At 50.8% G+C, this 13029-nt stretch carries 11 protein-coding genes and 1 tRNA gene; 6 read left to right on the top strand and 6 right to left on the bottom strand.

Features of this window, described 5'->3' with window-relative positions:
- Positions 1 to 277: 277 nt before the first annotated feature.
- The 5 genes from ACO0LK_RS21440 to ACO0LK_RS21420 all read left to right on the top strand — a co-directional run bounded on the left by ACO0LK_RS21440 (position 278) and on the right by ACO0LK_RS21420 (position 4964).
- Positions 278 to 3064 carry a PAS domain S-box protein gene (locus tag ACO0LK_RS21440; RefSeq protein WP_422978660.1) on the top strand — a complete coding sequence of 929 codons (2787 nt, stop codon included), beginning with the start codon at positions 278 to 280 and terminating at the stop codon, positions 3062 to 3064.
- A gap of 143 nt (positions 3065 to 3207) precedes the next feature.
- The gene (locus ACO0LK_RS21435) at positions 3208 to 3780 is read left to right on the top strand and encodes an RNA polymerase sigma factor (RefSeq protein ID WP_422978658.1); all 573 of its coding nucleotides are present in this window, start codon (positions 3208 to 3210) and stop codon (positions 3778 to 3780) included.
- 20 nt (positions 3781 to 3800) lie between these two features.
- The gene (locus tag ACO0LK_RS21430; RefSeq protein WP_422978656.1) at positions 3801 to 4145 is read left to right on the top strand and encodes a hypothetical protein; all 345 of its coding nucleotides are present in this window, start codon (positions 3801 to 3803) and stop codon (positions 4143 to 4145) included.
- 1 nt (position 4146) lies between these two features.
- Positions 4147 to 4443 (top strand): 4Fe-4S dicluster domain-containing protein, encoded by a 297-nt coding sequence (locus ACO0LK_RS21425; protein WP_422978654.1) that lies wholly within the window; start codon positions 4147 to 4149, stop codon positions 4441 to 4443.
- Positions 4444 to 4523: 80 nt separating this feature from the next.
- Complete coding sequence (locus tag ACO0LK_RS21420; protein WP_422978652.1) at positions 4524 to 4964, top strand: hypothetical protein; 441 nt, start codon at positions 4524 to 4526, stop codon at positions 4962 to 4964.
- A 95-nt stretch (positions 4965 to 5059) separates the two neighbouring features.
- Here the strand turns inward: ACO0LK_RS21420 and ACO0LK_RS21415 are convergent, their stop codons facing one another.
- Entirely contained in the window at positions 5060 to 6781 is a 1722-nt protein-coding gene (locus ACO0LK_RS21415) for a cation:proton antiporter (RefSeq protein WP_422978650.1), read from the bottom strand.
- A 355-nt stretch (positions 6782 to 7136) separates the two neighbouring features.
- Positions 7137 to 7469: a DMT family transporter gene (locus ACO0LK_RS21410; RefSeq protein ID WP_186948688.1), complete on the bottom strand. Its 333-nt coding sequence runs from the start codon at positions 7467 to 7469 to the stop codon at positions 7137 to 7139.
- Between the two features lie 387 nt (positions 7470 to 7856).
- Between ACO0LK_RS21410 and ACO0LK_RS21405 the strand changes: the two genes are divergently transcribed.
- Positions 7857 to 9443: a methyl-accepting chemotaxis protein gene (locus ACO0LK_RS21405; protein ID WP_422978648.1), complete on the top strand. Its 1587-nt coding sequence runs from the start codon at positions 7857 to 7859 to the stop codon at positions 9441 to 9443.
- 178 nt (positions 9444 to 9621) lie between these two features.
- Here the strand turns inward: ACO0LK_RS21405 and ACO0LK_RS21400 are convergent, their stop codons facing one another.
- From ACO0LK_RS21400 to ACO0LK_RS21385, 4 genes are all read right to left on the bottom strand, one after another.
- A complete protein-coding gene (locus ACO0LK_RS21400) occupies positions 9622 to 10500 on the bottom strand; it encodes an ABC transporter permease subunit (protein WP_422978646.1) in 879 nt (292 codons plus the stop codon).
- Between the two features lie 11 nt (positions 10501 to 10511).
- The gene (locus tag ACO0LK_RS21395) at positions 10512 to 11345 is read right to left on the bottom strand and encodes a taurine ABC transporter ATP-binding protein (RefSeq protein WP_422978644.1); all 834 of its coding nucleotides are present in this window, start codon (positions 11343 to 11345) and stop codon (positions 10512 to 10514) included.
- Positions 11321 to 12316 (bottom strand): taurine ABC transporter substrate-binding protein, encoded by a 996-nt coding sequence (tauA, locus tag ACO0LK_RS21390; protein WP_422978642.1) that lies wholly within the window; start codon positions 12314 to 12316, stop codon positions 11321 to 11323. Before tauA ends, ACO0LK_RS21395 begins: the two co-directional genes overlap by 25 nt.
- Positions 12317 to 12846: 530 nt before the next feature.
- A tRNA-Ser gene (locus tag ACO0LK_RS21385) sits at positions 12847 to 12936 on the bottom strand.
- Positions 12937 to 13029: the final 93 nt, after the last annotated feature.

Below are 13029 nucleotides of genomic sequence, written 5' to 3'. Positions count from 1 at the left end.
ATTGCTGGCCGACTTGATCTGCTTCTGATTGCGTAGGCCACTGGCTTGCGAAGCGAAAATGCAGCATGTCCTTTATTAATTGATAAGCAGTAGCGTTGGACCAGCAATTAAATTTGCAGATAAGTGCTGGTATTCAATTAAAATGAATCAGATAGAGTGCAAACAAACGCCAGGTATTGCACCGCCTGATGCTTTGCGATTAGTCCTAAAAAGCCTCATTTGGGAGATGTTGATGGTAACTCCAGGTTTCCGCTTTCGATAGCGTCGCGGGATAATCATGCCTTCCTCCCTTCTTCCCGCTGCCATTAGCAGTTCTCTGATCGCTTCCTTGCTGACCATGCTGGTGCTGTTTTATGTACAGCATTTGAACGTGCATGTCAGGACTACCCGTTGCTGGACGCTGGCATATACCTTTCTGGTTTTGCGTAGTGTCTGCAATTTGCTTGCAGTAAACCATGCGCCCCTGCTGGTTCTTGCAGCCGATATTTTCATGCTTGCTTACGTCTGTTTTTTATGGGCAGGTACAAGAATTTTTTACGGTGTGACGGTACATGTCATGCCTGTCATGCTGGGTTTTGCACTCGCTGTCATGTGGCTGTTGATGACCTTCCTGACGGGGGCCACGCTGTTCTGGCGCACGCTGCCGGTGTATTGCCTGGCAGGATGTATGCTCATCGCTGCTGGCGTCACTTTCTGGCGCATGAAAAGTGACAAACATAGTCTGGGTTACCTTGTCCTTGGTGTGCTGATATTTTTGAAGGGTGTGCACCTGCTGGATTTTCCCTTACTGAGGGAGCATGCAGAATTTGCTTCGCTGGGTTTTGGTATTGGCGCTTTTCTTGATCTTGCCATAGGCATGCTGTTTATGGTGGCAGCCTTATTGCGTCAGCAGGAAGACGCTTACCGCATCAATGAAAACCTGTTGCAGGAAATACATGGGCGTCAACAGGTAGAGCGCATGTCGAAAGAACGGAGTGCGCTGTTTGAAAAAGTCTTTCAGATGGTGCCTGACGTGCTAGCCATTTGCCGCGAAAAAGATGGATGTTATCTGGATGTGAATCGCCACTGGGAAACCGTCACCGGATATTCTAGGGATGAGACGCTGGGGCGCTTTTCGCTTGAAATGAATTTATGGGCAGACCCGGAAAAACGTCCAGAAATGCTTGCCATCCTCGCGCGCGAAGGTGAAGTCAATAATTATGAAACCATATACCGGCACAAAAATGGTCATGAGTATCCGGTACTGATTTCCGGCACCCGGTTTGATGCAGGTAGTGAGCCCTATATCGCTTATGCCATGCAGGATGTGACGGCTTTGCGCCGGGTGGAAAAACTGCAGGTACAGGTAGAGCGGGAACTGCATGAGCGCGAAAAGCTTCTGGCTACCGTGTTTCAACTGGTGCCCGACATACTTACCATTACCAGAATGAGTACAGGCCAGTATATCGATGTCAATCGTAACTGGGAGCCCATGTCTGGTTACTCACGTGAATATGCCATAGGGCGTACCTCCAATGACCTGAATTTATGGGCAAAGCCGGAACAGCGCGACGAACTGATCGCCCGCATCAAAAAGGATGGTGAAGTCAGGGATATGCAAGTGTCGTTCCGCCGCAAAACGGGTCTGGTGACGCAAAGCCGGATTTCAGGTTCCAAATTTGAGGCGGGAAATGAAGAATATTTATTACTGTCTTCACGCAATATTGATAACGAAATCGCAGCAGAAGCAACGCGATTGCAAGTGGAGTCGCTGCTGCGCGAAAACGAGCATAAATATTCCACCCTGTTTCAGTTGTCACCAATTCCCCTGGGACTGGTGGATGTGAAGACAGACCGCATCGTCGAAGTCAATGATGTCTGGCTGACGGAGTTTGGCTATACCAGGGATGAAGTCGTTGGACAGCTTACCAGTGCCCTTGGTTTTGATGATCAACTGGAAAAACGAAAAGAATTTGATCTGGCGCTATTGCGCGATAAAAAAGTGGATCAGATGGAAATCCATCTGAAAATCAAAGACGGTGCCAGACTGATTTTCCTGTTGTCAGCGAGGTTAATCAAAATGCGCAACAAGCGCATGTGTATTTTTTCATTGCTGAATGTGACCCGACAGGTGGAAGTCGAGCATGAAATCCGCGAGATGACGGCGCAACTGGAAGAAAGGGTGAAATTACGCACCCTGAATCTGCAACAGGCTAACGCCGAGCTGGCATCGGCCATGGCCTCACTCAGACATACCCAGGATGAGCTGGTGCGTGCTGAAAAAATGGCGGCACTGGGTTCACTGGTGGCCGGGGTTGCACATGAATTGAATACTCCCATCGGCAATAGCGTGACCGTTGCCAGTACCTTGCAGGACAAAACCAGGGAATTAATGCTGGATATCAAGGAAGGTAAACTAAAGCGTTCATCACTTGATGCCTATGTGGATACCGCCAGTAAGGGCACTGAACTGTTGATGCGCACTCTTGGCATGGCCAGAGAACTGATACGTAGTTTCAAACAGGTGGCCGTTGACCAGTCGAGTAGCCACCGGCGCAATTTCGATTTGCAAACAGTGCTGGAAGAGCTGATCGTGACCATGGCACCGATGTACAAGAATAGCTCCTACACACTGCTAACCGATCTGGCACCCGGGGTAAATATGGATAGCTATCCAGGACCACTGGGGCAGATCGTTACCAACTTCATGACGAATGCACTGACGCATGGGTTCGAGCACCGTGCCAGTGGTGAAATGCGCCTTGTTACTCATCTGCTGGATAATGATAGTGTGCAGATCACCTTCTCAGACAATGGCATGGGAATGAATGAACATGTCAGGAAGCGGGTATTTGATCCCTTTTTCACCACCAAGCTGGGGCAGGGTGGATCGGGCTTGGGAATGAATATTGTGTATAACCTGGTGACTGGCGTGCTGGGGGGCGAGATACAACTACACAGCCAGCCAGATCAAGGAACCACCTTCATCATGACCCTGCCACTGGTGGCACCTCAGATTGTCAATGAAAATAATCCAAGGGATATAGATAAAGAAACTGGTTTCGAGGCTGGTTCCGCTCCATAATTGCATAAAACGCATCTCATCCCTGTTGATGCAATGGGTTCTGGTAAAAAAGCCATTGCCGGCATGCAGACATGCCGGCCTGACTTTTCTGTGGTTTTCTCGTTTCTCTACAATATTGCTTGTCATGATGCGTCTACACCATCATGGAAACCACATTAAGCCCTGACGAATTGATGACTGATCAAGATAATCACATCACTGAAACGGTATTGCGCGAGCGTGCCCGCCTGGGGAGTTTCATACGCAAACGCGTTGCCGATGCCGGTGAAGCGGAAGATATCTTGCAGGATGTGTTTTATGAACTGGTCGAAGCTTACCGGCTGCCAGAACCCATAGAGCAAATAGGTGCGTGGCTGTTTCGTGTGGCGCGCAACCGCATTATTGACCGTTTTCGTAAGAAGAAGGAACTGCCTTTGCCTGAAGCCGGGGAGGGGAACGATGATGACATCTGGCTGGACAAGCTGTTGCCATCGACAGACGAAGGGCCGGAAGCTGCCTATGCACGCAATGCCTTGCTGGCGGAACTGTACGATGCCCTGGAAGAATTACCTGAAGAACAGCGCGATGCCTTCATTGGCCATGAGATAGAAGGCCGCAGTTTTAAAGAAATGGCAGCAGAAACTGGTCTGGGCGTGAATACCCTGCTGGCGCGCAAGCGCTATGCCGTCCTGCATCTGCGGATCCGCTTGCAGGACATATTTGACGAATTGAATTGAATTGAAAGAGGAGTATCACCATGTTACATCGTTTTAAACTATTGAAGTTTATGATCCTGGTTGTCGGCGGCATCGCCGCATTGAGCTGGGTCGTCATGATGTTATGGAACTGGCTCATGCCAGCCTTGTTTGTCGGCGCACGCAGCATTGACTTCTTGCAGGCAGTCGCTTTGCTGGTGCTGAGTAAAATCCTGTTTGGCGGTTTCCGTGGACATCATGGTGGCTGGCATAGACATGGTGACCATCATTGGCATCAGCGCTGGGAAAAACTGACACCGGAACAGCGTGAAAAATTCCAGCATGGCTTGTTTGGTCGTAGAAAACACTGGGATGAGACACACGCTAAAAATAACGAGCAGGCCTGACATGCAGACGCAAGAAAAAGACGCCTGCAAGCAAGACCCCGGTATCTTCGTCCCGGTGGTGAATTTCAGTAAATGTGAAGGCAAGGCCGACTGTGTGCCGGTCTGTCCTGAGCATGTTTTTGAAATTCGCCGCATTAGCAGTGAAGATTATAAAAAACTGGGTTTGCTGGCACAAATCAAGCAACGCGTGCATGGCATGAAGGTCGCTTATACTCCTCATGCCGATGCCTGCCGCGCCTGTGGCTTGTGTGTGACAGCTTGTCCGGAAAAGGCAATTACCCTGCGCAGAGCGGGATAATGTGCCCGTCTCTGTTTGCATGCAATTATCGACGTGTTTGACTATGTTATGCGCATCAAGATGCTATCCGGGATTCAGCCATGAAAGCTGACTTTTTCTTCAGTTTTCAACAGCACTGGCGACATGCGCCGCTTGCGTATTGGGTACATGTGCCGGTGCCACATCAGCCAGACAACTGGGCACCGCCTGCGCCGCCACTGGTACCGCGCAAAGGCTATGTTTTTTTGCACGTGGTATTTGAAAAGCATGAACTGGTTTTCAGTTCACCAGCGCAACTTGATCATTTTATCCGTACCCTGTCGGCCAAACCCTTGCCGACCACGCGCCATCTGTCAGCGCTTAGGGGGACCGAGCTCGGGCCAAACAGCCATTGGTTGAGTCGCTTGCCGGCTTCATTGAAAGCGCCGCGCAAACGAGTCATGCTGGTAGAGTACATGCAGGAAATTCGTTCCCTGACAGTGAATGCCGACACGCCATTGCAATTTGACTGGAAAAATCAGAACGCACTTTTGATGAAATGAGTTCTGATCACAGGATTTATTACACCCACTGATTCATTGCGCCAAATGTATGATGACCGATTGAGAATCAGTGAGTGGGTAGCGCTACACCAGCATCAGGCATGTGTATTTTCTGACCAGTCATCACCTGGTTTGAAGCGATTCAATACATGATGGGCCATGCCTTTTGCTAATTCTTCTTCGCCAAAGAAAACATCACCTATTTCTTCTTTACGCAACAGAATCGACTCATCTTCGCTATGTGTGCGCAGTAAAATTTCTATGCCTGGATTCAGTGCACGGGCAGTCTTTGCCATATGCCGAACATTTAATGTGTCTGGTGTTGCCACCACCAGCATCGCTGCATTGGCAATATGCGCCTGTATCAATACTGCCGGGTCTGCTGCATTGCCGGAAACGGCAGCCATGCCTTTTTTACGAATGTCTTCCACTATTTCACGATTTTGTTCAGCGATGACGTAAGGGATGCCTCTTTCATCCATCGCCTTGGCGATGCGGCGGCCTACTCTGCCATACCCCACCAGCACGACCTGGCCTTCCAGATATTTGCGTTCGGTACTCATGGGCAGTTCTGCGTACGGGTCCTGGCGCTGATCCAGTTCTCGTGCCAGGTCAGAATGGGATAATGCCCATTTTCTAAGCGGTCCTATCAGCGTGAACAGGAAAGAATTCAAGCCTATGGAAATCAGTACGCCTGCCAGTATCAGGCTCATCCCTTCGGCAGGTAACAGGCCAAGTGACAATCCAAGTCCGGCCAGGATGATGGAAAATTCACCGATTTGCCCCAGGCTGGCACCGATGGAAAGTGCAGTGTTGAGCGGATAACGCAACAGGATGACCAAAGCTGCCGAGGTGAAAAAATTACCCAGGATGACGATGGCAACCACACAAAGAACGCGTACAGGTTGTGCTGTCAGAATGGCAGGATCAAATACCATGCCGACGGATACAAAAAACAGCACAGAAAAAGCATCACGCAATGGCAGTGATTCTTCAGCGGCGCGATGACTGAATTCAGATTCACGCATGACGGTACCGGCAAAGAACGCCCCCAGTGCAAAAGACACACTGAATATGACCGACGCACCATAAGCAATACCGATAGCGGTTGCAATCACCGACAGGGTGAAGAGTTCGCGCGAACCAGTACGTGCAACCTGCCACAGCAACCAGGGCAGCGCACGGCGGCCAACAACCAGCATCAAGGCGATAAATACAGATACCTGCAGCAGTGTCTTGCCTATGGTCATCCACAACGGTGCCGCGTCTGGCGCAATGGCTGTTGTACTACCCAGCACGCCTGCCAGCGGCGGCAATAACACCAGTACCAGTACGGTGACCAAATCCTGAACCACCAGCCAGCCTACCGCTATGCGGCCGTTCATGGTGCTCAGTAAGTTGCGCGCTTCCAGTGATTTCAACAAAACGACCGTACTGGCGCAGGCCAGTGACAATCCAAAAATCAGTGAACCGCCCAGGCTCCAGGTCCACCAGGACGCAATGGCAGCGCCCACCGCAGTAGTCAGGCCCATCTGCAAGACGGCACCAGGGATGGCAATCCGCCTTACCGCCAAAAGATCACTGGGTGAAAAATGTAGACCTACGCCAAACATCAGCAGCATGACGCCAATTTCTGATAACTGTGAGGCGATATTTACATCTGCAACAAAACCAGGTGTGGCGGGGCCTATCATGATCCCTGCCAGCAGGTAACCGACCAGGGCTGGAACTTTAATTTTTTCAGCAATGAATCCGAGGACCAAAGCGCCAGCAAAAGCTGCAGCAACAGTCGTGATCAAAGAAATACTGTGGTCCATTCGGCTCCTTAAATTTAACCACTGTCTTCATTGCAAGTGGTGTGGACAAGCGGTTGAGATGCCATCATTGATATATGGCCTGGATTATTAGAACGCATTTCTATTGATGAAATGAGTTCCAGATTGATTACCCGGAACGAATTCAGGAGGGAGGGCGCTCAGGCAGCACTGCTCTTACCGGCAAGCCTGTCCACTCTTTGCAGTTCGCCCATACGTAGGCTATCACCAGGTGCACTTTAGCACTTGAGGACGAGCATACAGGGCTTTATCCAGGAAGAGGAAAATAGTAGAGTCAATATTGCTTTCGGTCAAGACTTTCGATCAGGACTTTCGGTCAAGAATTAATCGTGCCCAGTCAATGCGAAACAGATTTTGAAAACAGGTTCATCACCATGACGCCCGAGATGATCAGTGCCATTCCCGCGATGGCTGGCAGATCCAGTTTTTGGCCATACACTATCCAGGCAATTGCACTTACCAATACCACACCAAGCCCGGCCCAGATGGCATAGGCGACACCGACCTGCATGGTCTTCAGTGTCAAAGACAGGAAATAAAAAGCAATCAGGTATCCAACTGCAACGACTATCGACGGTATCGGTTTCGAAAACCCCTCGCTTGCCTTCAGTGCAGACGTTGCGATGACCTCGCCGGCGATGGCGATTCCCAGAAAAATCCAGTGATTCATATTGATGCCCTTGTCGTGAAAAAGAACGAGTCAGTCTATATGGTGGTTCTAAAAAATAACAGTCTTGTTCTTTGTTGCTTGTTGTGAGCAAACGCAACTGAATCAGGCCCAAAGTCACTGTTGAAGCGAAGTTCTTGAATCAACTTTCATGCCTGGACGCGGCAACCTGGCGCACGTGACTTTTGATATCGCATGTACCGACTTGTGTTTTTATATCAACTTAATAATCGGGAAAGTCAAATATTTACTATCCTGTAGCAACGGCTTGTCAAAAAAAGCTAAACATTTAACAATAATTCACCAGCAAAACCATATCTTGTGAAGACTTGGGAGGACAATAGTTATTGTTTAAGGGCAATGATTTATAACGATTAAATTGAGGAGACCATGATGTTCAATCTTACTATTCGACTCAGGCTTATTCTGACCATGGCAGTCATGGGATGTCTGCTGGTCATCGTGGCGGTACTGGGTATTGTTGGTGGTGAGCGCAGCAACAGCGCGATCAACGATATTTTTACCAACCAGTTACCATCCGCCATTGCCATTGGCGAGACTCAAGTAAATGCATTGCGCGCAAGAGCTGCGATTGACAGGGTGGTCATGCATCCGGATGCCAGCGAAGCGGCGGCAACCATCAAGCGGTCTGAAAACTTTATTAGCCAATCTGATAAAGCCTGGGAAAAATATTTATCACTGCCTAGCGACGCTGAAGAAAAAAAGATTTCAGATGATGTCACTGCAAAACGTAACAATTTCCTCAACGAAGGTTTCAGGCCCCTGGTAGCTGCGTTAAAAGCTGGCAAACAGGAAGATGCTGATGCCATCGTCATGGGCAAGGCCGCAAAGCTGTATACCGCGTTCTCAGAAAAAGCGGATGAACTGGTTGTTTATCAAACCAAGAGCACAGAACAACAGTACCTGGCCAGCCAGGCCATGAATAGTACCTTCCGCTGGTTAAGCATCAGTGCATTGATTGTTGGATTGATTTTGGTGATTATTTCCAGCGTCTTGTTATTGCGCGCCATTACCCGGCCCCTTGATCAGATGCTGCAACATTTTGATGCGATTGCCGCTGGTGACCTGACTGCACCCGTCCACGCCACTTCCCGCGATGAAATGGGTCACTTGATGGCAGGTCTGGAAAAAATGCGTGTCAGTCTGGTTGAAACGGTTGCCCGTGTCCGCAAGGGAAGCAGTTCCATCGCCACTGCAACCGACGAAATCGCCAAGGGTAATATGGATTTGTCTGGCCGCACCGAACAGCAGGCAGCCAGCCTGGAAGAAACTGCTTCCTCCATGGAAGAGCTGACTTCAACAGTCAGGCAGAATGCAGACAATGCCAAGCAGGCAAACCGCTTATCCATTGCTGCCTCGGAAGTGGCGGTACGTGGCGGTACTCTGGTGGATGATGTGGTCACCACGATGAATTCGATTAAAGAAAGCTCAGGCAAGATCGTGGATATTATCGGCGTGATTGACGGCATCGCGTTTCAGACGAATATCCTGGCATTGAATGCCGCCGTGGAAGCCGCACGCGCCGGTGAACAGGGCCGTGGATTTGCCGTGGTCGCCAGCGAAGTCCGCACCCTGGCCCAGCGGTCCGCCAGTGCCGCGAAAGAGATCAAACAGTTGATCGATACCTCGGTAGAAAAAGTGGATGCTGGCAGCAGACTCGTCGATGATGCAGGCAAGACCATGAATGAGATCGTGAACTCCATCAGAAGCGTCACCGACATCATGAGCGAAATTACTGCCGCCAGTATTGAACAAAGCCAGGGCATTGATCAGATCAACACCGCAGTAATACGGATGGATGAAGCAACACAACAAAATGCCGCCCTGGTTGAACAGGCCGCAGCCGCAGCTGGCAGTACCCAGGACCAGGCACAACAATTGATGGATGCGGTCAGGGTCTTTAAAATTGTGGAAGCAGCACCATCAAACAACAAATCCATGCGCCTTGTTGCCTAATGGGCTAATGGACTGATGAGCAGAGGCTGGCTGCCGGATGGATAACAGATTGACTGCGCGCGCGGGATTGCTTGCGGGTGTGATCGTTGTGTGATCACTACCCCGCCCAGTATTGCCCTGGAATGCACAGTGTCAAATATTGATCTGTGCTGTGTCCGGCTGCAAGCCTGCTGCTGTTTCAGTCATGTCCTTTCCAGGGCACCAGTTTGCGTTCGAGGCGGCGCATAAGCAGATCGAACAAATACGCCACGATACCGATAAGGATGATACCCATGATCACGATATCGGTACGCAAGAAGCTGGATGCATTCAATACCAGCTGCCCCACGCCAGCCGTGGCTGCCACCATTTCAGCCGCAACCAGGGTCGTCCAGCCGAAGCCGATGGCAATCCTCAAACCGGTCAGAATATCCGGCAGCGCTGCCGGTAAAATCACATGCCGCAATAATTGCCACTGACTCGCTCCCATCGATAGCGCTGCATGCAGTTGTTCCGATGCCACCTTGATGACGCCAGCGCGGGTAGCGACTGCGATAGGCGCAAAACAGGCCAGGTAGATCAGCAATATCTTGGCCGTCTCGTCGATGCCGAACCAGATCACGATCAAAGGCAGATAGGCCAGCGGCGGCAGCGGACGATAGAATTCGAGGAGAGGATCAAAAATACCTCGCACGATACGATTGGTACCCATCAGCAAGCCCAGCGGCACGGCGCTGATAGCAGCAAGAAAAAATGCACCAAACACCCGTAACAGACTCCAGGCCAGATGCTGGAGTAATGGCAGCCCGCCTTGTATATTGCCGTTCCAGGCCTGTACAGCGGCAAGCCATACTGCCGCAGGTGAAGGCAAAAATAAAGGTTCTATCCAGGTTCTTGCCGTGATGATCCACCAGCCCAGCAACAGAATTGCGATAGTGGCGACGGTGACGCCCAGCGTTTTTCCACTTCCCGGGCGAGGGTACACTTTTGCCACTGGTAATAGCGGCGTGATCTTGCGCTGTGCAGGTTCTGCATAGGCGATATCAGGGACAGCAGGTGAAGTCGATGAAAGAGTCATGGCGTGGCAGTTCAGACAGGGTGGTGCACAAGTTGCAGCAGGCGTTCGCGCCAGGCAATAAACTCAGGCGATGACTTTACCGCACGCGCATCGCCAGACGCCAGATAGTCACCTGAAAACGGCAGTTCGAATTGATGGGCGATGCGGCCTGGGCGTGGTGACATGACAATCACACGCGAGCCCAGAAACAGCGCTTCTTCAACGCTGTGAGTAATGAAAAAAATGGTTTTCTTGCTGCGTTGCCAGACATTGACCAGCAGCTCCTGTATCGATTCCCGCGTTAAGGCATCAAGCGCACCCATCGGTTCATCCATCAGCAGCACGCGGGGATTATTGGCCAACGCACGGGCGATTCCGACACGTTGTTGCATGCCACCTGACAATTGATAGACTGGCGCTGAAGCAAATTGCTCCAGCCCGACCAGGCGCAATTTATCGAGTGCAAGCGCATTGCGCTCGTTACGCGCAATGCCACGAAAGCGCAATCCCAGCGCGACATTGTCAAGCACATTCAACCACGGCATCAGCGCATGTTTTTGAAACACCACGCCCACTTCAGGACTGGGGCCGGTGATTGCTACATCGTCGAGCATGACCTCGCCTTCCGAAGCCTGTATAAATCCGGCCAGGCAATTCAGCAAGCTGGTCTTGCCACATCCTGACGGGCCAAGTGCGACGACGAATTCGCCAGGGGCGATAGACAGATTGACATCGGACAAGGCCAACGCTTCGTCAGCCCCAGCCCCAGACTCGGCACCAGAAAAGCGCACCGAGAGCCGGCGTATGTCAAGCTGACCGCCACTGTGCGCAGCCGGCTGGTTTATTGTGCTGCCTTGCGTACCCATGTTGCATTGACTCCTACACTGTAGTCTGGCAATGCCGTCTGGATGGTACCCTGGGTTTTCAGGAAGGCTGCCGTAGCAGCCAGCGATTTGGCAGCACCGCCACCCAGCCATTGTGCTGAAGCCTGCTGTTGCAAGGTCGGAAACTCATACAGCGCCAGGCTGGCGGGGACTTCGGCAGCATCAGCACCAGCCCATTTGGCTACCGCCTTGATCTGCGCAGAATCCACCTTCCAGTTCGCCTTGTTGTTGCGATAGTCGGCATCTGTTTCTGCCAGCAGCTTCACCAGTTCGGTCAGGAAGGCATCATTCTGTTTGGCAAAATCCTTATTCACCACAATGCCGTCAAAGGTCGCGGTGCCGGTCTGTTTGGCGATTTCGCCAGAGGAGATCAGGGTCTTTCCGGTTTTCTTGACTTTGGCCAGTACAGGATCCCAGATGAAGGTCGCATCAATATCGCCACGCTCCCATGCAGCAGCAATTTCTGGTGGACGCAGGTTGATAATCTTGACGTTGCGTGCATCCACTTTGGCATGTTCCAGCGCAAGCAGCGTATGGAAATGTGAAGTCGAAACAAATGGCACAGCGATGCGTTTGCCATTCAGATCAGCAAGTGATTTGACATTGCTGCCATTGCGTACCACCAGCGCTTCGGCATCATTGATATTGTCCAGAATCCAGAACAACTGGATATTCAAACCTTGCGACAAACCTGATGCAATCGGCGCCGAGCCTGCTTCACCGATTTGCACCGAGCCAGAAGCCAGTGCCCGGATGACATCAGCACCGCTGGCCAGTTTGCGGAAAGTGACTTTATATCCAGTCTTTTGTTCCAGATTTTGCGTTTCCTGCGCATAGCGCCAAGGCACCACCATGTCCTGATAAGCGATGACGACTTCTTTGGTTTCGGCCACGGCATTCCCCATAAGGAAGACGCTGGCGGCGAGGGCAAGGACACGCAGATTTTTTTTCATATATGGTAATGGACAGGTGGATAGTCGGCCCAGTATAGGAGTCAGTTTTGTACGACAAAACGAATCTTTTCGACTAAGAATATGCATGTGCTGAGCATTTCGGAATGCGCACGCCCATAAAACGCAGGCAAGGTCGTAAGATCAGTTATCCACTACCAGAGGCCAGATGCCTGTTCGCATCAATGCAGGGACAAACAAAATAACAATGCTCTCAGCTGTATTGTGCGTGGAAGATCACGGCAAGTGGCTGGCCGACAAGGCCAAGGATCAGGTACAACAATGGATGGATGCGATGGATACAGACAAGGTCTGTAAGATTTTCGCTTTAAGAGAGTACAAACTACACAGACATGCACCTTGCTGCGATGAGGCGTCATACGTTGTCTGATTGATGCCAATTGAAGATGGGATTGCCGTCTCGGATATCCTCTGGCGGTGACTGAAGCGACCGCGTAGCTTAATTCAGATATTCAGAGTCAGATGCAGAAATAGAAAAAGCCCTTGATCATCAAGGGCTTTTTCATTGTTCTTGGCGGAGAAGGGGGGATTCGAACCCCCGGTAGGGATAAACCTACGCACGCTTTCCAGGCGTGTGACTTAAACCACTCATCCACCTCTCCTACTACATTCGCAGTCATTTGCCGTAACAGCGAAGTCCGCTATTCTAGCAAAATAAAATTCAACTTGGAAGCTTTTTTCTTTTTTGTTGAAAA

Origin of the sequence: Undibacterium sp. Ji49W, from assembly GCF_049340205.1 — a bacterium.
Taxonomy (GTDB): Bacteria; Pseudomonadota; Gammaproteobacteria; order Burkholderiales; family Burkholderiaceae_D; genus Undibacterium.
The sequence above is the reverse complement of the archived record's forward strand: the minus strand, read 5'-3'. Positions and strand labels throughout refer to the sequence as shown.

Bases quoted from the DNA above. Each gene is read 5' to 3' on its own strand.
- ACO0LK_RS21405 (WP_422978648.1), top strand. From the start codon at position 7,857: ATGATGTTCAATCTTACTATTCGACTCAGGCTTATTCTGACCATGGCA.
- ACO0LK_RS21425 (WP_422978654.1), top strand. From the start codon at position 4,147: ATGCAGACGCAAGAAAAAGACGCCTGCAAGCAAGACCCCGGTATCTTC.
- ACO0LK_RS21415 (WP_422978650.1), bottom strand. From the start codon at position 6,781: ATGGACCACAGTATTTCTTTGATCACGACTGTTGCTGCAGCTTTTGCT.
- ACO0LK_RS21420 (WP_422978652.1), top strand. From the start codon at position 4,524: ATGAAAGCTGACTTTTTCTTCAGTTTTCAACAGCACTGGCGACATGCG.
- ACO0LK_RS21430 (WP_422978656.1), top strand. From the start codon at position 3,801: ATGTTACATCGTTTTAAACTATTGAAGTTTATGATCCTGGTTGTCGGC.
- tauA (WP_422978642.1), bottom strand. From the start codon at position 12,316: ATGAAAAAAAATCTGCGTGTCCTTGCCCTCGCCGCCAGCGTCTTCCTT.
- ACO0LK_RS21400 (WP_422978646.1), bottom strand. From the start codon at position 10,500: ATGACTCTTTCATCGACTTCACCTGCTGTCCCTGATATCGCCTATGCA.
- ACO0LK_RS21440 (WP_422978660.1), top strand. From the start codon at position 278: ATGCCTTCCTCCCTTCTTCCCGCTGCCATTAGCAGTTCTCTGATCGCT.
- ACO0LK_RS21395 (WP_422978644.1), bottom strand. From the start codon at position 11,345: ATGGGTACGCAAGGCAGCACAATAAACCAGCCGGCTGCGCACAGTGGC.
- ACO0LK_RS21410 (WP_186948688.1), bottom strand. From the start codon at position 7,469: ATGAATCACTGGATTTTTCTGGGAATCGCCATCGCCGGCGAGGTCATC.
- ACO0LK_RS21435 (WP_422978658.1), top strand. From the start codon at position 3,208: ATGGAAACCACATTAAGCCCTGACGAATTGATGACTGATCAAGATAAT.